This is a genomic window from Novosphingobium sp. PhB55, from assembly GCF_004368805.1.
GTDB lineage: Bacteria > Pseudomonadota > Alphaproteobacteria > Sphingomonadales > Sphingomonadaceae > Novosphingobium.
Map to the genome: position 1 here is coordinate 740,926 of NZ_SODQ01000001.1, position 23,510 is coordinate 764,435.

Sequence of the window (23,510 nt, forward strand, 5' to 3'; positions counted from 1 at the left end):
CGCCGAGCCATGGCAATCGCACCTATTCTCAGCTGGGAAGGCCTCGGCCTGATCCAGGGCTCCGGCTGGCTCTTCCAGGACCTCGACATCAACATCGCCCCGCGCGACCGGCTGGCGCTGATCGGGCGCAACGGCGCGGGCAAGACCACGCTGCTCAAGCTGATTGCCGGCAGCGTCGATGCGGACAAGGGCACGCGCTCGGTCCAGCCCGGCACCCGCGTGGTCACGCTGGAACAGGACCCATTCTTCACCGGGTTCGACACCCTTCTCGATTTCGCCATTCACGGCGACGATGCCCCGCCGCGCCACGAAGTCGAATCGATCGCCGATCAGCTCGGCATCGACCTCTCGCGCGAGGCGAAGAGCGCCAGCGGCGGTGAACGCCGCCGCGCCGCCCTGTGCCGTGCCCTCGCCTCCGAGCCCGACCTGCTGCTGCTGGACGAGCCGACCAACCACCTCGACCTTGCCGCGATCGACTGGCTGGAATCCTGGCTGCAGCGCTACAACGGCGCTTTCGTGGTAATCAGCCACGACCGCACCTTCCTGACCCGCCTGACCAATGCGACGCTCTGGCTCGACCGCGGCAGCATGCGCCGCAGGGACATCGGCTTCGGCGGCTACGAGGCCTGGGAAAACGAGGTCTACGCCGAAGAGGAACGCGCGGCCCAGAAGCTGGACGCCAAGCTCAAGATCGAGGCGCACTGGCTGGAACGCGGCGTGACCGCGCGGCGCAAGCGCAACCAGGGGCGCCTTGCCAAGCTCTGGGAAATGCGGGCCCAGCGCGCCGCGATGATGGGGCCGCAAGGCGCCGCCAAGCTCGCCGTCGTGGCGGACGACAGCAAGACCAAGTCCGTCATCGTCGCCGAGCACGTCACCAAGACGTTTGGAACCGGAGAGGCCGCCCGCACGGTCATCAAGGACTTCAACTTGCGCATCCAGCGCGGCGACCGCATCGGCATCGTCGGCTCCAACGGCTCGGGCAAGACGACGCTGCTGAAGCTGCTGATCGGCGAATTGCAGCCGGATTCCGGCACCGTGACGCGCGCCGCCACGCTCGACGCCACCGTCATCGACCAGCAGCGCAGCCGCATGAGCCCGGAAATGCGCATTCGCGACGTCCTGGCCGAGGGCGGGGACTGGATCGACGTGGTGGGCGTGCGCAAGCACATCCAGGGCTATCTCAAGGACTTCCTGTTCGATCCCGGTCTGGTCGAGGCGAAAGTGGGCACGCTTTCGGGCGGCGAGCGCTCTCGCCTGCTGTTCGCCCGCGAATTCGCGCGAACATCGAACCTGCTGGTACTGGACGAACCCACCAACGACCTCGACCTCGAAACGCTCGACCTGCTTCAGGAAGTGATCGCGGACTACAACGGCACAGTGCTGATCGTCAGCCACGACCGCGATTTCCTCGACCGCACGGTCAACGTCACGCTCGGCCTCGACGGCACCGGCCATATCGATGTGATCGCCGGCGGCTATGCGGATTGGGAAGCCAAGCGCCGCCAGCGCACCGCCAGCGGCAAGGCCAAGACGAAGGAGAGCGCCAATACCGCCGCTCCGCCGCCGCCTAAGAAGGGCAAGCTGTCCTACAAGGACCAGCGCGACTACGAGCTGTTGCCCAAGCGGATCGAGGAACTGGAAGCCGCCATTGCCCGCGACGAAGCGGCCATGGCCGATCCCGCGCTCTACACCCGCGATCCGGCGAAATTCGCCAGCCTGACCGCCGCTATCGACAAGTCGCGCGGCGAAAAGGAAGCCGCGGAAGAACGCTGGCTGGAACTGGCCGAACTGGTCGAGGGATAAGGGAGCCTGGTGCCGAGGCGCGGCAGGCGGGCAAGCCACCGCGCCTGCCCACCGTCCCTTGCCAAGACGGCTCGCCGGGGCGATGAGGGAAACCAGATCGGTTAGCCCTCTGCCAAGGCTGAGCCGGATCGGCAAGGGGCCAGCTTCTCGATGATCAACCGCATTCGCGACATCCGGCTTCAGAAGGGCCTGACCCTGGCCGATGTCGCCGCCGCGTGCCGGCCCGTCACGACCGCGCAGACCATCGGCCGCCTCGAGACGGGCATGCGTAATCTCTCGCTCGTCTGGATGAACCGGATCGCCCAGGCGCTGGGTGTCGATCCGGAGAGCCTCCTGCGCAGCGAGGCCAGCGAGCCGGTCATGGTCGTGGCTCTCCTCTCCGAAAGCGGCGCCGAAAGCCCGCGTCTCCGGCGCGAGGCCCTGCTGCCGAGCGATCTTGCCGCCGACCTGCCGTGGATGGTGATGGAAGTGGAGGCGACCTGCGGCGAATACCGCACCGGAGACCAGGTCTGGCTGCGACAGACGCCCCTGCACGAGGCTTCGCGCCTGCTGAACCGCGACGTGCTCGCCCCACTCCCCGGCGGCCGATTCGCATTCGGAAGGCTGATCGAGGGCGGCGGCGAGGCGCTGCTCCTGCTGCCCCCGATCAGCGGCCAGCCGCCCGTACCGGTGGAACATCCCCAGTGGCTGGCCGTTGCGGACATGCTCGTCAGAAAGCTCTAACTTTCCGCCTCTAAAGGGAAGCCATGCGCATCCTCTCCATTGCCACGCTGTTTCCGAATCCGGTGAAGCCGTCCTTCGGCGTCTTCGTCGGCAACCAGATGCGGGCGATCGTCGCCGGGGGCGAGGTGGACCTTACCATGGTCAGCCCCATCGGCATTCCGCCCTGGCCGCTGTCCCGCCGCCATCCCTACGACAAGCTCAGGCACATTCCCGAATCCAGCAGCAGCGCCGGCTTCGAAGTGCACTATCCCAAGTTCACGCTGATCCCGAAGATCGGCGGCGACACCAATCCCGGCCGGATCGCCCGCGCCGTGCTGCCGCTCGTCCGCCGCCTTCATGCCGAGCGGCCGTTCGACCTGGTCGATGCGCAGTTCTTCTTCCCGGACGGCCCCGCCGCCGCGCTGATCGCGCGCGAACTGGGGCTGCCGCTCACCATCAAGTCGCGCGGGGCGGACATCCATTACTGGGGACAGCGCCCCGTTGCGCTCAAGCAGATGCAGCGGGCGGCGCAGCAGGCCGCCGGAATGCTGGCGGTCAGCGAGGCCTTGCGCAGCGACATGATCGCCCTGGGCATGCCCGCCGAACGGATCGGCGTTCATTACACCGGCCTCGACCATGAGCGCTTCCACCCCGTAGCACGCGGCGCCGCCCGGGCGCTCGTCTCGGCGATGCCCAACCTCGGGGTCTGGTCGGAAGGGCCGCTGATCGTCACGCCCGGCTCGCTGATCCCCCGCAAGGGGCAGCGCCTCGTGATCGAGGCACTCACTCACCTGCCCGGCGCGCGTCTCGCCCTTGCCGGCACGGGCGAGGACGACAAGTCGCTCCATGCCCTGGCAGACTGGCTGGGCGTGGCCGACCGGGTGCAGTTCCTCGGCCTCGTCGGCCATGACCTGCTGCCCCATGTCCTTTGCGCGGCCGACGTGCTGGTCCTGCCTTCGGCCAGCGAGGGCCTTGCCAATGTCTGGGTGGAAGGACTGGCCTGCGGCACGCCGATCGTCATCCCCGACATCGGCGGCGCCCGCGAGGTGGTGAAGGACGAAAGCGCCGGGCGCATCATCACCGAGCGCACCCCCGAAGCGATCGCCGATGCCGTGCGCGACATCCTGGCCGATCCGCCGAGCCAGCAGGACGTTTCCGCGAACGTCAGCAGATTCTCCTGGGGCGTGAATGCCCAGAACCTCGTGCGCTTCTGGCGCGACGTGCTTGCGGGCGAGCCGGTCTACGCTGCGGCCTGATACGAAAAGGGCCGCTCCCTTGCAGGAACGGCCCTTTCGTCAGCGTGAGGTGCTTCGGCTCAGGGCCGCGCGCCGCCCTCGCGGGCGAGGCGTTCCTGGCGGTCGATATCGGTTTCCGTCTTCACGAAGGAGTCCGACTTCACGCCCAGCCAGATCAGGATCGGCGCGGACATGAAGATCGAGCTGTAGGTGCCGATGAAGATGCCCAGCGTGATGGCGGCGGTGAAACCGAAGATCACGTCGGGACCGAGCAGCAGCAGCGAGACGAGCATGATCAGCACCGAAAGCGAGGTCGCGATCGTGCGCGACAGCGTCTCGTTCACCGAGAGGTCGAGCAGCTCGCTCATCGGCATGCGGCGGTGCTTCTTCATGTTCTCGCGGATACGGTCGTAAACCACGATCTTGTCGTTCAGCGAGTAGCCCAGCAGCGTCAGCAGCGCGGCGACGATGTTGAGGTCGAACTCCATCTGCGTCAGCGAGAACATGCCCACGGTGAGCAGGATGTCCTGCACCAGCGCGAACAGCGCGCCGGCGGCGAACTGCCATTCGAACCGGATCCAGATGTAGATCGAGATACAGATCATCGCCAGGCCGAGGGCGAGCATGCCGGTGTGGAACAGCTCGCCGGAGACTTTGCCCGAGACCGAGTCGACGCCGTCGACACGGGCGTCGGCGAAGTCATGACGCACCTTTTCGGTGATCTTGCGCGCCATGCCGTCGGCCAGCTTCGGATTGTCCTCCGCACCTTCCGGCAGCTTCATGCGGACCGAGACTTCGTTGGGCTTGCCGAACGTCTGGATCACCGGCTCGCCGAAGCCGAGCGAATCCACGCTGTCGCGCAGCTTGCCGACCGGCGCCGTGGCGCTCTGCTCGAACGTCACGCGGATCATCTGGCCGCCGACGAAGTCGACGCCCAGGTTGAGGCCATGCGTGAACAGCAGCACGATCGATGCCGCCATCGCCAGCAGGTTGGTGATGAAGAACGGCCACTGCCAGCGCAGGAAGTGGATGTTCGTGTGATCGGGAATGAGCTTGAGGAGCTTCATGCGCCAGTACCTTTATACGTTCAGGTCGCTGGGACGGGTGCGACGCAGCCAGCCCGCAACCCACATCCGGCTCATCGTGACGGCGGTGAACACCGAAGTCGCGATACCGATCATGAGGACGACCGCGAAACCGCGGACCGGACCCGAGCCGAAGGCGAACATCAGCACCGCCGAGATGGCATTGGTGATGTTGGCGTCGAAGATGGCGCGGCTCGCCTCCTTGTAGCCCAGCTCGACCGACTGCACCACGCGGCGGCCGCGATGGCGTTCCTCGCGGATACGCTCGTTGATGAGCACGTTGGCGTCGACGGCCGCACCGATCGTCAGCACGAAGCCGGCGATGCCGGGAAGCGTCAGGGTGGTGCCCAGCACCGCCATCACGCCCAGGATCATCAGCACGTTGATGACCAGCGCCAGGTTCGCATAGGCACCGAGGCGGCCATAGGTCAGGAAGATGAACACCATCAGCAGCAGCGAGCCGACGCCCATGGCGACGACGCCCTTCTGGATCGAATCGGCGCCGAGGTCGGGACCGACGGTGCGCTCCTCGACGACGGTCAGATCGACCGGAAGCGCGCCCGAACGCAGGGCGATGGCGAGCTGCGTGGCCGACTGGACGTTGAAGCTGCCCGAGATCTGGGCGCTGCCGCCCAGGATCGGTTCGTTGATGCTGGGCGCGGAGAGCACTTTGCCGTCGAGGATGATGGCGAAGCGCTTGTTGACGTTCTCGGTCGTCAGCTTGGCGAACTTCTCGCCGCCCTGCTGATTGAAGGTGATCGAGACGACCGCCGCGTTGGTCTTCGGTTCGAAGGCCTGCTTGGCATCGGTCAGCTCGTCGCCCTTGATGCCGCCCAGACGCTTCACCGCAATGGCGGGAACGCCGCCGGCAGCCGGCGAAGTGGGATCGGCGTAAGGCACGATCTCGTCGCCCGGAGGCACGATGCCCTTGGCCAGATCGCTGGGCACGGCCGTTTCGTCGACCAGCTTGAATTCGAGCTTGGCGGTCTGGCCAAGCAGGTTCTTCAGCGCCTGCGGGTCCTGGAGGCCGGGCACCTGCACGTCGATGCGGGTACCGCCGAGACGGCGGATGTCGGGCTCCTTGGTGCCGAGCGCGTCGATGCGCTTGCGGACCACTTCGACCGCGGTTTCCATCGCGTTGCTGATCGCCAGGTCGATACCGGCCTGGGTCGGCACGAGGATGAAGCGCGTGCCGTCCTGTACAGTGATGTCCCAGTCACGCTGGCCGGTCAGGCCCGCGCCGGAGGTCAGCGGCAGGATCGCTTCCCGCGCGGCATCCACCTGCGAAGCGTCGCGCACGGTGAAGGCCAGCTGGCCGCCGTTGCTGGAAAAATCGCCGATGGCGATGGTCGGGCTGGCCTGGCGCAGCCGCGTGCGCACGGATTCTTCCATGCCTTCCAGGCGCTGCTGGACGACCTGCTTGCGGTCGGCCTCCAGCAGGAGGCGGCTGCCGCCGGCCAGGTCGAGGCCGAGATTGATCTTTGGCTCCGGCAGGAATGCGGGCCAGCGCGCATTGGTCAGCGAGACCAGCGACGGCACGGCGCAAAGGGCGATGACGATCGTCAGCGCCCAGTACCAGAGCTTCTTCCAGGTAGGAAATTCGAGCATAGCCTGTGGCTTCTCTCCGAAAGAGCGCCCGGTCCAGGGCGCTCCATGATATCGGGAATCGCCAGGTTCAGCCCGGCGATGCCGGAAATTCAGTCGTTTGCGGGCTTCGAGCCGGCCGGCGGGATCACATCGACGATGGTCGACTTGACCGCCTTGACGACGACGCCCTGCGCAAGCTGGATATCGGCGTAGTTGTCGTCGATCTTGACGATCTTGCCGACGAGGCCGCCTCCGGTCAGCACTTCGTCACCCTTCTTGAGCGCCGAAAGCTTGTTCTTGTGCTCCTTCTGCTGCTTCATCTGCGGACGCAGGATGAGGAACCAGAAGATCACCGCCATCGCGACGAAGGGCAGGTACTGGATCCATGCCGGCGGCGCGCCGGCAGGAGCGGCGGCGGCGAGCTGGTTGAGAATCGAGCTTTGCATTGAACTGAAGGGCCTTCTCGTCGTGTTCGTGCCGGCGCGGCAATACGCGGCATCCGATCTGCCGCACGCCTCGCCGGGAAAATCCATTCATGGACTTTGCCGGATGCGCGCGGTTAGCAACAAAGCGGAGCACTGGCAACGCGCGGCCTTCCTGCGGAAAGCCGCCATCCCCCGTGGGCCTCACCGAAGCCGTCGCCAAATAGGTATCCACAAGTGCCGTTCAAGCACCGTGAAGAAAGTGTCATTCAGACGCTTGCGCTCTCGAAAAAGGCCTCCTATAGGCCGCGCTCCGGTCGGGACGTAGCGCAGCCTGGTAGCGCATCACACTGGGGGTGTGGGGGTCGGAGGTTCGAATCCTCTCGTCCCGACCAATGAAAAACGCCGTCTCCTGCTTCGTGCGGGAGACGGCGTTTTCGTTTCAGCCCTCACTTCGTTTCGGACAGGACCGCGTCCGATTGGGATCGGAACCCAGGCTTGATACGTTGCCGAGGACGAATCGCCTGCGACGGGTGACCAACCAGCACGGCGCAGAACGCGGGAGAATGTCGATGTCCTCTGAGAATCCTAACCCCAGCGAAGAGCGCAATGCCGCGATCTACGTCGCCGTGATCGATGGCGCGACTTACGGCGATCTGGCCAAGCGATACGGCATCAGCCGGGTTCGCGTGCAGAAGGCCTATGCCCGCGAGCGCACCAATGCCTGGGAAGCGCGCCGGCAGGGCGAAACCACTTATCTCGACCGGCCAATACCGTCCGACGTCTGATCCGCGAGGCGGCTGGAGCAGTTCCTCCCCGCCTCACTTCCTGCGAGCACCGCCGACTGCGGCGATGACTGGCAGCATTTTCCTACATCGATCGCTTCGATTATCTGGTTGCGGGCCACCATCCTAGGGAGTGCCCGCCAATGCCCCTGTTCGATTCGATACTCGCGCCGGTTTCGAAGATCATCGACAAGGTGATCCCCGACCCCGACGCACGGGACCGTGCCAAGCTGGAACTGCTGAAACTCGAAAATTCTCAGGAATTGCAGATGCTTCAGGCAGGTCTCTCGCCGATCGTCGCAGAAGCCGAGTCGCGCGATCCCTGGACCAGCCGGGCCAGGCCGAGCTTTCTCTACGTCATCTACCTCATGATCCTGTGGTCGCTGCCCATGGGCCTGATCGGCGCCCTGAGCCCCCGGACCGCCGAAGCCATCGGCAGCAGCATGTCGGCCTATCTGAACGGTATCCCCGAGCCGCTCTACGCTCTCTTCGGCACCGGATACCTCGGATATTCGGCGATGCGGCAGTGGGGCAAGGCCAGGGGTTCGGACCGCTAGATTTTCGCCCGTTAAGATTAAGCCAAACCTTCCCCGCTAGAGATCCCGGCAGGACCGTCACTTTTGCGGTCTCACAGCGATGTCTGGCGGGGAGCCACTGCGTGTTTCGGAATGTCTTGCCCATTGCACTGGTCTTGAGCCCGGCCCTGGTGCTGGCGGCCTGCGGGCCGAGCCGCGAGGAAGAGCTGGAAAAGCAGCTTGCCGCGGCGAAGAGTTCCGCGGAACAGGAAGCCTCCGCCCGGCAGCAGGCGGAAAGCGCGGCAGCCTCCGCGCGGCTCAAGGCCAACGACGCCGAACTCGCGAAGTTCTATCAGGGCGACGCCGATGCCGACCAGTCGGAGGCGGAAACGGCGCCGGAGAGTGCGCAGGATGCAGCACCCGACTTCGGCGGCAGCGCACCGCAGCCTCCCGTCGGTACGCAGGCGGACGGCCGCCCCATCGGCGACCAGATGCCCGCACCCCGCTGACGCGCCCCGCTTCTTTGCCGGTTCGGCGCCTTGGGGTGTTTCCAGCGGGCCTGAAAATGCTCTAGAGCCGCGCCCGGATAGCAACCGCACCGGGAAATCGCGAAATGGCCAGCAAGCTCGTCTACGTCCTCAACGGACCGAACCTCAACCGCCTGGGCAAGCGTGAGCCCGGCATCTACGGTTCGCAGACGCTGGACGACATCGGCGCCATGCTGGTGGAGCGCGGCGAGACGCTGGATTGCACCATCGACATGCGCCAGTCGAACCACGAAGGCCACCTGATCGACTGGCTGCACGAAGCCGAGGACGAAGGCGCCCACGCGGTGCTGATCAATCCCGGCGCCTATACGCACACCTCGATCGCGCTGCATGACGCGATCCGGTCTATCAAGGTGCCGGTGATCGAGGTGCACCTCTCCAACCCGCACGCCCGCGAGGAATTCCGCCACACGTCATGGGTCGGCATGGCGGCCAAGGCGACTGTCGCCGGTTTCGGTGCGAAGAGCTATCTGCTGGCGCTGGAGGGCGCTGCCGCGCTCTGAGGCGCGGGGCATTTCACCGCCCTGCCCGTGCCGTCCCTGACGGACACGACATGCTGGATCAAGACAGCCACCTCCCCGCGCGGATCGGGCGACATTCCGTCCTGAACAACGGCAACATCGCAGATCCCCGCGCGGACGAGATCGAGAAAGATCGGGTGAAGCTGGCTGGGACCGGCACTCGCCTCTACCCCTATCGCCACATAGGACGTGGGGCTCCACTTCGTGACAGAATCGGAGGCGCGATAAGGGCGAACGTGATCCTTTATCGCGGTGACCGGCCGGCCGCGGGCCTGCCACGTTCCCTTGGCGGCATCATAGCGCGGCAGTGAAGGCAGGTCCTGCGCCGCGATGCTCGCATATTCGAACGTCGCGCCCAGCACGAAGTCCGGCTCGGGCTGACTGCTTCCCCGTGTGAACCACCAGAGGTTCCCGGCTGCCAACAGCAACGCCGCGCCCAGGAGCAGGACGCGGCGCCTTTTTCTCGTCATTGCCACGCGGTGATTCGCTTTCAGGCTTCCAGCGGAACGCCCGGCACGCTTTTGGCGGTGCGGATCGTCAGCGAGGTCTTGACGCTGTCCACGTTCGGTGCGGGCGTCAGCTTGCTGGTGAGGAATTCCTGGAAGCTCTGCAGGTCGCGGCTGACGATCTTCAGAATGAAGTCGATCTCGCCGTTGAGCATGTGGCATTCGCGCACTTCGGGCAGACCCTTCATGTGGTCCTCGAAGGCGCGCAGCGATTCCTCGGCCTGGCTCTTCAGGCTGACCAGCGCGAAGACGGTGATGGTGAAGCCCAGCTTCGAAGCGTCCAGATCGGCGTGGTAGCCCTGGATGATGCCCGATTCCTCCAGGCTGCGCACACGACGCAGGCAGGGCGGAGCGGTGAGACCGACGCGCTGGGCGAGTTCGACATTGGTGATGCGGCCCTCGTCCTGCAACTCTGCAAGCAAGCGGCGATCGATGTCATCGAGATTAATCATGCGAAACTTTCCTTGCGGGCGCGCAGCGTGATCCGGCATGCAATATCCACTCGAAAACGCTGACACCCCTGTAATAATATTATCCCTTAGCGTAATCGTCCCGCATTGCAACGCCTACAATCTGCCGACTTACAGCGTCTACACAGTTTGCTAGAGAGCGTTTTCGCATAGGCCGGCGGCCGGATTTGCGGGCCTTTCCGGCTCCTTTCCCCCATTGGCGGAACATGGAAGACCGGCGAAGGCGAATACCGGGCGGGCAGGAAACACGGGCGCCGCTGCATTTTTCGAAGTAAAGTTCGCCCCTTGGTGACCCTGACTTAACCTCTAAGGGCCTACTTCGGGTAACATTAGGGATAGGGCGGCTTCGCAAGGGCTTGCAGACCGCCTATGGAGCCGGAATGCATTTCGACGATCGCCTTGCCACGGTACTGCGCCTGCCGTCCTCCGGGGACGCGCTGGCGCGCATCCAGTACCGGCAGTTGATCGACATCCTGGGGCGCCTGCCCGAGGACGCCCGTTCCGACGCCATCGAGGCCGGCTTTGCCCGGGTCGAGGAACTCGGCGCACAGATCGGCGCGGCAGACCGTGCGCGGCTGGTGCGCCAGCCGCTCCAGCCCCTGACCAATGCCCGTCTTCTGGCCCTGTTCGCCGAAGCGGAACCCGAGGTCGCCCTGGCTGCCATCGGCACGGCGCGGCTGGACGAAGCGGGCTGGCTTCGCCTCGTGCCCGCCTTGCCCGTGCGCGCCCGCGGCATCTTGCGCCACCGCCGCGATCTCGGCCCGGAAGTCGGCGCGCTGCTCGACCGTCTGGGCATCCAGGATCGCGGCCTGCCGCCCGCCCCGAACGCGCAAGTCCTGGAAGTCTCCGTTTCCACCTTCGAAATTCAGTTTCCGAGCGAGGCCGCGAGCGAAAACCACGCCGCGCCTCCGACGCTTGATGAGGCCGAACCTTTCGACTTGCTCGACGAAGCCGAGCAGCCGGACGCCGAAGAGGAACCGGAGACGGAGCAACCGCGGGGCGCCGAGCCGATTTCCTTCGCCGATTTCGAACAGGCCGCCACCTCGCGCCGTTCGGCCGCGCTGCGCAGCGGGCTGGAGGCCAGCGGCGGCGGGGCCGGCATGGAAGGCGGCGACGGCATCGGCGCGATCGTCCGCCGCATCGAGGAATTCCGCAAGGCACGCGAGCATCACGCACCGGGTATTGCCGGCGGCTCTCCCCGCCTGCCTTTGGGCGATGCGCCCAGCGCCAGCGCCCCCGCCGCCATGGATTTCGCGACGGATTCGGAAGGCCGCGTCTGCTGGGCCGACGGTTCCCATGCCAGCGCGCTGATCGGCCTGAACCTCGCGGCGCTCGACCCGATGGTGAGTGAGCCGCTCGATCCTGCAGCGCCGCTGCCGTCCGTGCAGATGGCCTCGATGCATATTCCCGGCCTGGCACTTTCCATCCGGCACCGCCAACCCCTCCGCGCGGTTGCCATCGAGATCACCGGCGCGCCCGCCGTCAGCGGTGCCTGGCAAGTGGATGCCGTGCCGCACTTCGACCCCGCGAGCGGCCGATTCACGGGCTATGCCGGGCGCCTGCGCCGCCCCGGCAAGATCGCCGCCGTCGACGCGGCCCCGGCCGCCGAACCCAGCGAGGCGGACCGCATGCGCCAGGTGCTGCACGAACTGCGCACGCCGGCCAATGCCATCCAGGTCGCCGCGGAGATCATCCAGCAGCAGCTCTACGGCCCTGCTCCGCACGAATATCGCGCCCTTGCCGCGGCCATCGCCGGGGACTGCGCCCATATCCTGGCCGGATTCGAGGAACTCGACCGGCTGGTAAAGCTCGAATCGGGCGCCCTCGGCATCGAATCGGGCGAAAGCGACCTCGTCGCTGTCCTGTCCGAGACCGTTGCGCGCCTCAAGGCCTGGACCGAGCCGCGCGGCAGCGGTTTCGTCCTTCCCGAAACGGGCGGGCCGGCGCTGCCGATCGCGATCGAGCGGACCGAGATCGAGCGCATGATATGGCGCGTCTTCGCCGTCCTCGCCGGGATGACCGCGCCGCACGAACTGCTGCCGGTCCGGCTCGCCGTGGAGAACGGGCGCGTGGCCATGCGGGTGACCTTGCCCTCGCTGCTGCTGGCGCGCGATGCCCAGAGCCTGTTCGAAACGCCGGTGAGCGAGCGCGGCCAGTCGCTTTCCACCGGCATGTTCGGCATCGGCTTCACCTTGCGCCTGGCAGCGGCCGAAGCCGACGCTGCCGGTGGCAGCCTCCAGCGCGACGGCGACGAGCTGCGGCTGTCGCTTCCCGCTTTCGCGGCATCGGCGCTCGGCCGCGCGCAGGACGCCGAAAGCCGCGCGCTCTGAGCCGCTCGCGGAGAGGGTTCCAGACCGTGCGGGGGAAGACTTTCCTCCCGCCCCTTTACCGAAGCGGAACACTTTTCCTCTAGCCCGTTCCTGCCGTACTTGCGGATTCGCAGGCCAGCCTGCCTGGTCCCGGAGCCGCTTCGTCCATATTGTCGTTCTGTCGGATGCGACCCGATTGAGGGAATATTCTGTCTTGCCGGGGACCAACCTCCTCCTGCCGCCGCGCGCCGATGCCCTTGCGCAATTCAGCGAGGGATTCGGCCAGCGTTTCATCGTCACGGTCGATACCGAGGAAGAGTTCGACTGGAATGCGCCGCTCGACCGGCACGGACATGGCACGCTTTCCGTCCCGGCACTGCGCACGTTCCAGCAGTTCTGCGAGGAGTTCGGCGTCGTGCCGATCTATCTCGTGGATTATCCGGTCGCCGATTCGCCGCTGGCACCCGAAGCCATCGGCGAAGCGGTCGCGGCCGGGCGGGCGGAAGTGGGCGTCCAGCTTCACCCCTGGGTGAACCCCCCGTTCGACGAGGCCGTCACCGAGTTCAATTCCTACGCCGGGAACCTGGGCTTCGAACTGGAGCGCGAGAAGTTCGCGCGCCTTCACGGCCGAATCGTCGAAGCTTTCGGCACGGCGCCGCGCATCTACCGGGCCGGACGCTACGGGCTCGGCCCGCGCACTGCCGAGATCCTGGACGAATTCGGCATCGCCATCGACACTTCGGTACGCGCGCGGTTCGACTACAGCGCTTCCGGCGGGCCGAACTATCGCACCCATCCGCTGCAACCTTATTGGACGGACAACGCGCGGCGGCTGCTCGAACTGCCGCTGACCACCGTCTATTGGGGACCGCTGCGGCAGCTTGGCAACACGATCTACCCCGCGCTCTGGCGCATGCCGCAGCTGCGCGGCGCCCTCGCCCGTGCCGGACTGCTGGAGCGCATCCCCCTGACACCGGAGGGAATCACGGCCGAGGAAGCGCTGCGCGGCGTCGACGTGGCCATCGATGCCGGGTTGCCGGTGCTGGTCTTCTCCTTCCACAGCCCCTCGCTCGTTCCCGGCTATACGCCTTACGTGCGGGACGCGCAGGATCTGGACTCGCTCTACGGCTGGTGGCGCACACTTTTCGCGCATCTGGAACGCCGCGGTGTAAAACCGAGCAATGTTGCCAACATCATGTCCAGCGTAGCGCTTGCGCAGAACGAATTGCCAAGCTAACGGGCTTCTCGTCCGGCCTCGTCGATGGAGCCGGGCGTGGCAGTTGGGGCCTGTAGCTCAGCGGTTAGAGCTGGCCGCTCATAACGGCTAGGTCGCGGGTTCGAATCCTGCCGGGCCCACCAACGGCACCGGGACTTCTGGTCCCGGATCAACATCGACGACCGAAGGGTCGGGGAGTGGCGCAGCCCGGTAGCGCGCTTGCTTTGGGAGCAAGATGTCGCAGGTTCGAATCCTGTCTCCCCGACCAATTCGTTTTTCCGCAGATCTGAAAACATCCCTGCAAGGGGCGGGCCGCAAGGGCCTTCGCCTCAGGTGCAGAGCGACTGGCTGCCGGTTCCGGTGATGCCGTTCTTGGTGCCGCTGGGGTTGAGGCTGCGGTCGTCGCGAATCAGGAAGGCCGCCTCGTGCTTGAACACCTGGTCCTTCACGAACATCGTCCCGAACAGCGGCTGGTAGTGGTAGTAGACTTCCACGAACATCACTGCGGAATTGGGCACCGAGTAGATCTTGTGGTCCTTCACACCCATGCCGTCCAGCACCGGGCCGGTCTTGTAGGGATCCGCCTCACCATAAGCTGACTTGCGGTCCAGATCGCCGCGGCACCGCTGCCAGTGGATGAACTGCCGCTTGGTATCGCTGTCGTATTCCAGGCTGGACAGGACGACACGGCCATTGGTTTCGAAATCGAAGCTGCTGCCCTCTTTCAGGGCGCCCCACATGACCGAATCGACTTGCGCTTCCTTGACCGTCGGGCTGACGGTGCTGTTGTCCGTCTGCCCGAGGCGGGAGGCGTTGTCCGCCACGGACGTCGCGATTTCGCCGACCTGCATGTTGGTCATGGCCATCATCGCCACTTCGGTGCCGTAAAGCCCCAGGGTCAGCAGCACCGGCAGGATAAGCGCAAGTTCGATGAACGAGACGCCGCTCTGGTCCTTGCGCAGCCGGTGCAGGAGCGCGGCGCAGCGCGGCCAGTCCTTCGGCCTGTTCGGCGATGCCATCATTGGCAGGTCCCTGCTGCCGAGCCTACCGCCTGCTGAAGGGCGTAAGGCTGGTTCTTCCTGACGGCCGTGGCCGAGAGCGTGCGCTTGGTGTTCCCGTCGGTCAGTCCGGGAACGGGGAACACGGGCGTATACGTGACCTTCACGGTGTAGACGACCACGTCGTTCGCGCCGCCATTGCCGCTCTTGCCGACATCGGCGTCCCAATGGCCGTTCTTGTTCTCGTCCGTGTAGGATTCGCCATTGTCGCAGATGCTGTTGTTGTTCTTGTCGTTCCAGGCCTCTGGCCGGGCGATGTCGGTGAAGTCGAAATAGCTCGACCGCGTGATTTCCACTTTGGCTCCCGGTGCGACACCGTCGACCAGTCGCTTGACATAGGCATCGCCCGCTTCCGTCTCGGCAGTCTCCAGCGTGCCGTTGCGGGCCACTTGCTGTACGCCGCCCTGGAGCACGGCCCGGATGTAAGCCATGTGGCCCAGGTCGAAGATGCCCATGAGCAGGATGATGAGGACCGGGCCCGCCACGGCGAACTCGATCGCGGTCACGCCCCGGGTATCAGCCCGGCAGTCGGCCCCGAGGCGCCGGAGCGCTCCGGCAGCCGAATGCGACAGGCGGCGCAGCATCACTCGGTGATCCTCAGTTCGCCGACCTGCTTGGCGATTTCCTGGAACGCGGTGTTGAGATCGGTGGCGTTGGTGGCGACATAGGAACTGTCGTCGGAGGCGCAGGTCTTCAGGTCGGTGGAAAGCCCCGAAGTGAAGGCGATCACCCAGACGCGGATACCCTTGGCCTTGATCGCCTCGCAGACGGCGAGGAAGCGCGACGTGTGGCGCGCGTCGGCATCGCTTTCCGAGCCGCCAGCCGTCGTGCGCAGGTCCCACCAGTCCATGCCCCAGGCCGTCGGCACATAGTTGGACGTGTCCATCTGGCCGTCGGTCATGAAGATGATGTGCCGGGCGACTTCACCGCCGTTGGTGGGCTCCAGGTTCACCGTGTCCTTGAAGATACCGTCGGGCGAGAGCATCCGCCCACCCCAGATCATGCCGATGTCGAGGTAAGTGCCGCCCACCGCCGTCAGCGAGTTCGCGTAAGTGTTGAAGCTGGACTGGTCCATCTCGGTCAGGAGCTTCGCTTCGGCGGGGCAGTAGGTTCCGGCCGATGCGCCATCCGTCGTCGTGTTGCGTGTCCAGGTGCTGGAACTGCTGCCCGCACGGCGGTAGGAAATCTCCGGCCAGAGCGGACCCCACTTGGTCTTGGCATCCGACGTTGGCGCGCTGTCGATATCGATGTCCAGCGCCGTCGACGGGCTGAGGCCCGTGATCGAGTTGTAGCTGAAGTTCGCCGTGTTCGACGTGCTGCGCTCCTCGATGCAACCGCCCCAGGTGTAGGAAACGGACGCGCCGTTATTGCCGTTGAGCACGGGGGTAGAGCCGAACGTCTTGAACTTGGACGTATCGACGCCGGTGACCTGGCGATATTCCCAATGGTCGAAGGTAGAACCCTTCACATTTGTGGAATTCGTGGCGTTCTTGTAAGTGTCAGTGGTCGTCTTCGTGCGCGAGTAGGTGGTCGTATAAATATAATACGTGCCTTTGCTGCTCTTGCATTCGTACGTCAGCATTTGCTGGGGCTGCTTGGTCACGATCGTAACGATGATATTCGGGCTCGTACCGGACATCGTGGTCTCGGACGTGGACGAGCCGTTGTCCGAATAGCTCGTCTGGCTGGACGGCAAATTCTTCGAGCACTGGTTTTGGTTGTAGCCGGTATTGCCCTGGGTCGTTTTCGATGTGGGATTGGAATAGTCTACCGAAGTCCCCGTCTTCGTCCCATTTGCGACGTTCAGGAAGATCGGCACGCGCGACTGGTAGTTCCAGCTGTCGGCGATGTAGCTCTTGTCCACGGCGTTGAGCAGCTTGCCGACGTTGACTGACGAACTGTAGGGCACGAATCCGTAGCGCACACGGGCGTTGGTTTCCTTGGTCGCGCCGGAAACCGTGGTGTAGAAGTTCTTCATCGCGCTGCGCAGCGCGGCGATGCGGGTCGATCCGCTCAGCGATTCCGCCATCGAGCCGGTGGTATCCAGCACCATCATCACGTCGGCATTGCCGATGCCCATGGACGATGTGCATTTCACGCTCAGAGCGAAATTGTTGAACCCGAACAGGCGCATGACCACGGTGTCCAGCACGGTCGCGGCCGTGCCCTCGACGGTCTGGCCCTTGTCCGGGGAAGACACCTCGAAGTTCGTGGTGCCCGTGCCAAGAGTGGAATCGTTGAAATTGGTCTTGAAGTAGTTGTCTGCCACCGTGTGGACGGACGGCGCCAGTCCGTTGACCGGCGTCGTCGAATCCGCGTCCGTCGCCACGGTGCGCCGCGCCGCCAGCACCGCGGAGTCGCAGGCGGCCTGGAGCTGGTTCTCCACCTTGAAGTTGCGGCTGAGATCGATGGCCGATCCCACGATCGCCGCCGCCACGACCATGCCGATGGCCGCCATCGGCAGGATATTGCCGGATATGTCCTTGAGGAGGCGGTGCAACTGGTGAGTGATTCTGCGCATCGGAGGACCAGTCTTTCGGCGAAGTTCGTCGGGATTTCAGCACGCCCTACCGGAACTTACTTAATGAAACCCTCACTCACCCTGCGCCGCTGCGCTTCACGAAACCTCGAAAATCTTGGGTAATACAAGATTTATCACGTTCCCTCGGGAACCGATGGAACCCTGCCTGCGTTCAACCTCCCGATCCGGGGACCGCCCTTGAAGTTTGGGGGGAGGAGCGGTCCACCTGCAGCCGGCGTTTCCCCTTGAGATTCATAATGTCGCCCAGCAAGGCTTTCAGTCCTCACGTCCAGCTAGCGCTCGTCATTATCATCACCCTGGGGCTCTGCCTTCTGATCGACGCCACCATTCCCCTGGGAACGGGGGTGAGCGTTCTCTACCTGCTGCCCACGGTGATCGCCTTTGTCGCCCGCCGCCCGGTGACGCCGCTGCTGGCCGCCATCTCCGGCATCGGCTGCACCATCGTCGCCTATTTCATGGCACCGCAGGGGCTGGGCCTGGAAGTGGCGATGACGAACCGCGCCTTGTCGGGCATCACCAATATCCTGCTGGCGGTCATCGGTTTCTTCCTCATCCGCTACCGTAACGACAACCGTCACCAGCAATGGCTGCGCGAAAGCGAGACGGACCTGGCGCGGGCCACAGCCGGCAGCATCGCGCTGGACGAACTGGGCAGCCGCACCCTCTCCTTCCTGGCCGAGCGCTTCGGCGCGATCGCCGGCGCCCTCTACGTCAAGGACGATGGCGCCTTCCGCAAGATCGCCACATATGGCGTGCCGGCCGGAGCCACCGTTCCCGAACGGATGGAGCCGGGCGAGAGCCTGCTCGGCGAAGTCATGCGCCACGGCCGCACCACCACCATCGCCCGCGTTCCGGCCGGCTACCTCTCGTTCGGAACCGCGCTCGGCCAGGCAACGCCGGCCCGGCTGGTGCTGGGCGCGCCCCACGTCGACGGTACGGTCAACGCCGTGCTCGAACTCGGTTTCCTCGACACGCCGGAAGCGCGGCCGGAAGACCTCGCCGCCTTCCTCGACCTCGTCGGCAGTTCGCTCGGCATCACCCTGCGTTCGGCCAAGTATCGCGCCCGCCTGGAACACCTGCTTTCGGAGACCCAGCAGCAGGCCGAGGAACTTCAGAACCAGAGCGAGGAACTGCGCGCCACCAACGACGAACTGGAAGCGCAGAGCAAGCTGCTGCTTCACTCTCAGACCCAGCTCGAAGAACAGCAGGCCGAGCTGGAGCGCAGCAATTCGCAGCTCGAGGAACAGGCCCAATCGCTCGAAGCCCAGCGCGACGAGCTGACCCGTTCGCAGACCCGCCTGCGCAGCCAGACCGACGAGCTGGAACAGGCCAGCCGCTACAAGTCCGAATTCCTCGCCAATATGAGCCACGAACTGCGCACGCCGCTCAATTCGCTGCTCATCATGGCCCGCCTCCTGGCCGACAATCGCCAGGGCAACCTCTCGGGCGAGCAGGTCCGTTATGCCGAGACCATCGAGTCTTCCGGCAACGATCTGCTGACGCTGATCAACGACGTGCTCGACATTTCCAAGATCGAGGCCGGGCGGCTCGAACTGGAACCGCACCGCGTGCCGATGGACGCCATGCTCGGCAAACTGGAGAACACGTTCTCCGCCGCAGCCTCGGGCAAGGGCCTGTCGCTGACGATGCATGCGGCCGAGGGCGTGACCGAGATCGAGACCGACCCGCTGCGGCTGGAGCAGGTGCTCAAGAACTTCCTCTCCAACGCCATCAAGTTCACGTCGCAGGGCGAAGTCTCGCTCGTCGTCGCGCGGGCCGCGAAAGGCCGCATCGCCTTCGCGGTGCGCGACACCGGCCCCGGCATTCCCACGGACCAGCAGGACGCGATCTTCGAGGCCTTCCGCCAGGCGGACGGCGGCATCGCCCGCAAGTACGGCGGCACCGGGCTGGGCCTGTCGATCTCCCGCGAACTGGCGCACTTGCTCGGCGGCACCATCACGGTGGACAGCACGCCCGGCACCGGCAGCGTGTTCACTCTTGAACTGCCCGAGACCTTCACGCCCGGCGATACCGCCAGCACCCCGCTGATCCCGGGCCGGTCCAGCCCCACGCCCACCCCGGCCGCATCGCAGACAACGGCCCCGGCGACCCGCCGCGGCCCTGCTCCTTCCGACGACCGCGAGACGCTTTCGGGCGATTCCCGCGTCATCCTGATCGTCGAGGACGATCCCGCTTTTGCCCGGATTCTCAGTGACCTGGCGCATGAAGTAGGCTTCGAATGCCTGATCGCGGGCACGGCCGACGAAGGCGCCCTGCTCGCCCGGCAATATCTGCCGCAGGCGGTGATCCTGGACATGCACCTGCCCGACCACACCGGGCTTTCCGTGCTCGATCGCATCAAGCGCGACACCCGCACACGCCACATCCCCGTCCACATCGTCTCTGCCGATCACGACGACCATGCCGCGCTGGCCAGCGGCGCGGTGGGCTATCTGTTCAAGCCGGTCAGCCGCGACACCCTCGTCGGCATGCTGGAGGGCCTCGAAGCCCGCATGGACCAGCGCCTGCGCCGCGTGCTGGTGGTGGAGGACGACCCCCGCCAGGCCGAGGCGATCCACCTCCTCCTCGCCTCGCGCGATGTCGAGACCGTGGACGTCCAGAGCGCCGCCGACTGCCTTGCCCGCCTTGGCGAGGAAACCTTCGACTGCATGGTGCTTGACCTCAACTTGCCCGACATGTCCGGCCTCGACCTGCTCGAACGTCTCTCCCACGACGAGAGCGTCGGCTTCCCGCCTGTGATCGTCTATACCGGCCGCGAACTCTCCGAAGAGGAAGAGATGCGGCTGCGGCGCTATTCCAAGTCGATCATCGTCAAGGGCGCCAAGAGCCCCGAGCGCCTGCTGGACGAAGTGACGCTGTTCCTGCACCAGGTCGTGTCCGAGATGCCGGACGAGAAGCAGCAGCTCCTCGCCCGCTCGCTGGGCCGTGATGCCGCACTGGAAGGCCGCCAGATCCTGGTGGTGGAAGACGACATCCGCAACATCTACGCCCTCACCTCGGTGCTCGAACCGCACGGCGTGCACGTCCGCATCGCCCGTAACGGCATCGAGGCGCTCAACGAACTCGCCCGCGTCGCGGACAGCGATATCCGCGACAGCGGCGGGGTCGGTGTCGACCTGGTGCTGATGGACGTGATGATGCCGGAAATGGACGGCCTCGCCTGCACGCGCGAAATCCGCAAGAACCCGCAGTGGAAGGGCCTGCCGATCATCGCCCTCACCGCCAAGGCCATGGAACGCGACCATCGCGAGTGCCTGGAAGCCGGCGCCAACGACTATCTCTCCAAGCCGCTAGACGTCGACAAGCTGCTCAGCCTCGTCCGCGTGTGGATGCCGCGATGAAACCCCTTGGACGGCGCGCCGTCGAAGCGGTGGAGGATATCGAGGTAGACCTCCTCATCGAGGCGATCTGGCGGCGATACCAGTACGATTTCCGGGACTATTCCCGCGCCTCGCTGCTGCGCCGGCTGCAGCGGGCGCAATCCCATTTCGGCTATCCCCACCTCTCCAGCCTGCTCGACCGGATTCTCCACGATCCAGAGAGCCTCAACGTCCTGATCGGTTTCCTGACCATCCAGGTCAGCGAAATGTTCCGCGACCCCGAGTATTTCCGGGCCATCCGCGAACAGGTCATCCCGCATCTGCGCACCTGGCCCTCGATCAAGGTCTGGGTGGCCGGCTGCGCCAATGGCGAGGAATTCTACTCGCTGGCCATCCTGTTCCGCGAGGAAGGGCTGGAAGAACGCACCTTGTTCTACTGCACCGACATCAACCCCGCCGCCCTCGCCAAGGCGGAGGCCGGGGTCTACGAGATCGACCGGATCGCAGGCTTTTCCCGCAATTATCACGAGGCAGGCGGCCAGGGGTCGCTTGCGGAGTATTACACCGCGAACTACGGCGTGGCCCGGTTCGACCCGACCCTGCGCCGCCGCGCGGTCTTCGCCGACCACAATCTGGCGAGCGACGCCGTGTTCTCCGAGGTTCAACTGGTGTCCAGCCGCAACGTGCTGATCTATTTCGACAGGGCGCTTCAGGACCGCGCGCTCGGCCTGTTCGCGCAGTCCCTTCCGCCCGGCGGATTCCTGGGGCTTGGCTCGAAGGAAACCGTGCACTTCTCCGCAGAGGGCGATAGCTTCGCCGAATTCGCGCCAATGGAAAAGATCTGGCGACGCACCAAACACGACGTCCAGGAGGCCGCCTTTGCTGAATGAGCCGCTCAAGATCCTGGCCGTGGACGATATCCGGGAGAACCTGCTCGTCCTGGAAGCCGCGCTCGACCAGCCGGGTGTCGAACTCGTCACCGTCTCGTCCGGCTTCGAGGCGCTCGAAGCCATGCTGCGCGACGATTTCGCACTGGCTCTGCTCGACGTGATGATGCCCGAGATGGACGGCTTCGAACTGGCCGAACTGATGCGCGGTACAGAGCGTACCCGCGCCGTCCCTATCATCTTCCTGACCGCGCTCGCCACCGACGAACGCCGCCGGTTCCGTGGCTACGAAGCCGGAGCCGTCGATTACCTGCTCAAGCCGCTCGACATGGTCGAGCTGAACTCCAAGGTCGCGGTCTTCGTCGAGCTCGCCCGCCAGCGCCGCGAGATCGCGCGCCAGCGCGACGAACTCGGCCTCGCGCTCGGTCGCCTGCGCGCGCACGGCGACAATTCGCCGCTCGCCGTGCTGGAGATCGACGCCAACTTGCGGATCGTCAGCTGGTATCGCAGCGCCGAGCGCGAGATCGGCTTCTCCGCGCAGGACGTGCTCGGCCTGAAAGTGGAGGAAGCCCCCTTCCTGGCCCCGACCGACCGCGCGCGCTTCGTCGAAGGCATGCGCGCCCTGCTCGGCGGGGAAGACCGCCGCGAGACGCAGGAGCACCGCTTCCTGCGGGCCGACAAGGCTCTGCGCGAAGGCGAATGGTACTGTTCCTCGCTGGCGGGCACGGGCTCGCGCGGGGCCAGCGTGATGATCGAACTGCTCGACGTGACCGAGCGCCACCGCGCCGAGGAAACGCAGCGCCTGCTGATCGGCGAGCTGAACCACCGCGTGAAGAACACGCTGGCCACGGTCCAGGCCATCGCCTCGCAGGGGTTCCGCCATGCCCGTTCGGCGGAGGAATTCCAGCAATCGTTCGGTGGGCGCCTGCAATCGCTTGCCCGCGCCCATTCACTCCTCAGCGCCACGACCTGGGAACCCGCCAGCCTGCGCCGGCTCATCGCGGACCAGGTGGCGATCGGCGCCGTGAGCGAGGAACGGTTGCGACTGGCCGGACCCGACGTGGACCTGCCGCCCGAACTCGCCTTGCGTTTTTCGCTGATCCTCCATGAGCTGGCCACCAACGCGCACAAGTACGGCGCGCTGTCCAACGAGACCGGCACGGTCGCGCTCGACTGGTCGCTGACGCGCCATGTCCTCTCGCTCACATGGAGCGAACGGGGCGGTCCGCCGGTCGTCGCGCCGCAGCGCCGGGGCTTCGGCTCGACCCTCATCGAAAGCAGCATGGCTGCCGATGGCGCCCGCATCAGCGCCGAATATGCCCTCGAAGGCGTGCGTTGGCACCTGGTGCTGCCGCTGGCCGACGATGCCGCACTCGAACCGCCACCGCTCCTGGTAACCGACACTGCTGGCGGCGCGCCCGCCGCGGCGATCCATGAGGCCGCCGGCCCTCAGTCTGCCATCTCCCTGGCCGCTGACTCAATGTCGGCCGACGCCCTCGCCGTCGATGCGGCGGCACACCGCCCGAGCCCGCAGGGCCTGCGGGTGCTGATCGTCGAGGACGAGCCGCTGGTGGCCATGGAACTGATGATGGAGATCGAGGACTCGGGCGCCATCGCTCTCGGCCCTGCCACGTCCTGCGAACAGGCCATTGCCATGATCCGCGAAACCGGCCCCGACCTCGCCCTCCTGGACGGCAATCTCAATGGCGAGCGAATCGACGCCGTGGCGGACGAATTGGCAGCAAGGTCCACGCCCTTCGCCTTCGTCAGCGGCTACGACCGCCAGCACCTGCCCAAAGACCACAGCGAGCGGCCCATGCTGGGCAAGCCCTTCCTGGGCCGGGAAGTCGGCGCCATGGTCCGCCAGCTCGCCGAAGAGGCCGGCGCCCTCGCCCGCTGAACCTCGGACAACGGCTCCGCGGCGCGCGGAAAAGGAAACTTTCCGCGCGTCCTAGGGTTTATTCTCAGGAATGATCCC

Annotated in this window: 20 protein-coding genes and 3 tRNA genes; 15 read left to right on the plus strand and 8 right to left on the minus strand. The window is 65.6% G+C overall.

Going from position 1 to position 23,510, the window contains the following annotated elements:
* Positions 1-9 precede the first annotated feature (9 nt).
* From EDF57_RS03525 to EDF57_RS03535, 3 genes are all read left to right on the plus strand, one after another.
* On the plus strand, positions 10-1,803 hold the full coding sequence (locus EDF57_RS03525; RefSeq protein ID WP_134093086.1) for an ABC-F family ATP-binding cassette domain-containing protein: 1,794 nt from the start codon (positions 10-12) through the stop codon (positions 1,801-1,803).
* Positions 1,804-1,953: 150 nt separating this feature from the next.
* Positions 1,954-2,526: a helix-turn-helix transcriptional regulator gene (locus EDF57_RS03530; protein WP_134093087.1), complete on the plus strand. Its 573-nt coding sequence runs from the start codon at positions 1,954-1,956 to the stop codon at positions 2,524-2,526.
* Positions 2,527-2,549: 23 nt separating this feature from the next.
* Entirely contained in the window at positions 2,550-3,761 is a 1,212-nt protein-coding gene (locus EDF57_RS03535; protein ID WP_134093088.1) for a glycosyltransferase, read from the plus strand.
* 59 nt (positions 3,762-3,820) lie between these two features.
* Here EDF57_RS03535 and secF read toward each other — a convergent pair whose 3' ends face one another.
* From secF to yajC, 3 genes are all read right to left on the minus strand, one after another.
* The gene (gene secF / locus EDF57_RS03540) at positions 3,821-4,807 is read right to left on the minus strand and encodes a protein translocase subunit SecF (protein ID WP_132263267.1); all 987 of its coding nucleotides are present in this window, start codon (positions 4,805-4,807) and stop codon (positions 3,821-3,823) included.
* Positions 4,808-4,819: 12 nt separating this feature from the next.
* Positions 4,820-6,433 carry a protein translocase subunit SecD gene (secD, locus tag EDF57_RS03545; RefSeq protein ID WP_132263269.1) on the minus strand — a complete coding sequence of 538 codons (1,614 nt, stop codon included), beginning with the start codon at positions 6,431-6,433 and terminating at the stop codon, positions 4,820-4,822.
* 89 nt (positions 6,434-6,522) lie between these two features.
* Positions 6,523-6,858 (minus strand): preprotein translocase subunit YajC, encoded by a 336-nt coding sequence (gene yajC, locus EDF57_RS03550; protein WP_086491997.1) that lies wholly within the window; start codon positions 6,856-6,858, stop codon positions 6,523-6,525.
* 294 nt (positions 6,859-7,152) lie between these two features.
* Here yajC and EDF57_RS03555 point away from each other — a divergent pair.
* From EDF57_RS03555 to aroQ, 5 genes are all read left to right on the plus strand, one after another.
* Positions 7,153-7,229: transfer RNA gene (locus tag EDF57_RS03555), tRNA-Pro, on the plus strand.
* Positions 7,230-7,406: 177 nt separating this feature from the next.
* A complete protein-coding gene (locus EDF57_RS03560; RefSeq protein ID WP_134093089.1) occupies positions 7,407-7,622 on the plus strand; it encodes a hypothetical protein in 216 nt (71 codons plus the stop codon).
* A 140-nt stretch (positions 7,623-7,762) separates the two neighbouring features.
* A complete protein-coding gene (locus tag EDF57_RS03565; RefSeq protein ID WP_132263272.1) occupies positions 7,763-8,176 on the plus strand; it encodes a holin family protein in 414 nt (137 codons plus the stop codon).
* Positions 8,177-8,310: 134 nt separating this feature from the next.
* Complete coding sequence (locus EDF57_RS03570; RefSeq protein WP_134093090.1) at positions 8,311-8,643, plus strand: hypothetical protein; 333 nt, start codon at positions 8,311-8,313, stop codon at positions 8,641-8,643.
* Positions 8,644-8,747: 104 nt separating this feature from the next.
* On the plus strand, positions 8,748-9,185 hold the full coding sequence (gene aroQ / locus EDF57_RS03575; RefSeq protein WP_134093091.1) for a type II 3-dehydroquinate dehydratase: 438 nt from the start codon (positions 8,748-8,750) through the stop codon (positions 9,183-9,185).
* On the opposite strand, the gene EDF57_RS03580 is transcribed toward aroQ, so the two are convergent.
* Together EDF57_RS03580 and EDF57_RS03585 are read right to left on the minus strand one after the other, a co-directional pair.
* Complete coding sequence (locus tag EDF57_RS03580) at positions 9,149-9,673, minus strand: hypothetical protein (protein ID WP_134093092.1); 525 nt, start codon at positions 9,671-9,673, stop codon at positions 9,149-9,151. The two genes, aroQ and EDF57_RS03580, sit on opposite strands and share 37 nt — an antisense overlap.
* A 20-nt stretch (positions 9,674-9,693) precedes the next feature.
* Entirely contained in the window at positions 9,694-10,161 is a 468-nt protein-coding gene (locus tag EDF57_RS03585; protein WP_031342574.1) for an Lrp/AsnC family transcriptional regulator, read from the minus strand.
* A gap of 398 nt (positions 10,162-10,559) precedes the next feature.
* Between EDF57_RS03585 and EDF57_RS03590 the strand changes: the two genes are divergently transcribed.
* From EDF57_RS03590 to EDF57_RS03605, 4 genes are all read left to right on the plus strand, one after another.
* A complete protein-coding gene (locus tag EDF57_RS03590; protein ID WP_134093093.1) occupies positions 10,560-12,509 on the plus strand; it encodes a HAMP domain-containing histidine kinase in 1,950 nt (649 codons plus the stop codon).
* Positions 12,510-12,702: 193 nt separating this feature from the next.
* Entirely contained in the window at positions 12,703-13,725 is a 1,023-nt protein-coding gene (locus tag EDF57_RS03595; RefSeq protein ID WP_134093094.1) for a polysaccharide deacetylase family protein, read from the plus strand.
* Positions 13,726-13,771: 46 nt separating this feature from the next.
* Positions 13,772-13,847 (plus strand) — tRNA-Ile (locus EDF57_RS03600).
* Between the two features lie 48 nt (positions 13,848-13,895).
* Positions 13,896-13,972: transfer RNA gene (locus EDF57_RS03605), tRNA-Pro, on the plus strand.
* Positions 13,973-14,033: 61 nt separating this feature from the next.
* On the opposite strand, the gene EDF57_RS03610 is transcribed toward EDF57_RS03605, so the two are convergent.
* From EDF57_RS03610 to EDF57_RS03620, 3 genes are all read right to left on the minus strand, one after another.
* On the minus strand, positions 14,034-14,723 hold the full coding sequence (locus EDF57_RS03610; protein WP_134093095.1) for a TadE/TadG family type IV pilus assembly protein: 690 nt from the start codon (positions 14,721-14,723) through the stop codon (positions 14,034-14,036).
* Positions 14,723-15,268 carry a TadE family protein gene (locus tag EDF57_RS03615; RefSeq protein ID WP_243840851.1) on the minus strand — a complete coding sequence of 182 codons (546 nt, stop codon included), beginning with the start codon at positions 15,266-15,268 and terminating at the stop codon, positions 14,723-14,725. Before EDF57_RS03615 ends, EDF57_RS03610 begins: the two co-directional genes overlap by 1 nt.
* A 77-nt stretch (positions 15,269-15,345) precedes the next feature.
* Positions 15,346-17,283, minus strand: a complete 1,938-nt coding sequence (locus tag EDF57_RS03620) for a TadE/TadG family type IV pilus assembly protein (RefSeq protein WP_134093096.1) — start codon at positions 17,281-17,283, stop codon at positions 15,346-15,348.
* 257 nt (positions 17,284-17,540) lie between these two features.
* Between EDF57_RS03620 and EDF57_RS03625 the strand changes: the two genes are divergently transcribed.
* The 3 genes from EDF57_RS03625 to EDF57_RS03635 are packed head-to-tail and all read left to right on the plus strand — an operon-like array spanning position 17,541 to position 23,432.
* Positions 17,541-20,666, plus strand: coding sequence for a response regulator (locus tag EDF57_RS03625; protein ID WP_134093097.1), 3,126 nt, complete (start codon positions 17,541-17,543; stop codon positions 20,664-20,666).
* Entirely contained in the window at positions 20,663-21,535 is an 873-nt protein-coding gene (locus EDF57_RS03630) for a CheR family methyltransferase (protein ID WP_134093098.1), read from the plus strand. Before EDF57_RS03625 ends, EDF57_RS03630 begins: the two co-directional genes overlap by 4 nt.
* Positions 21,525-23,432, plus strand: a complete 1,908-nt coding sequence (locus EDF57_RS03635; protein ID WP_134093099.1) for a response regulator — start codon at positions 21,525-21,527, stop codon at positions 23,430-23,432. The genes EDF57_RS03630 and EDF57_RS03635 overlap by 11 nt, the downstream gene beginning before the upstream one ends.
* The last annotated feature ends 78 nt before the right edge of the window (positions 23,433-23,510 follow it).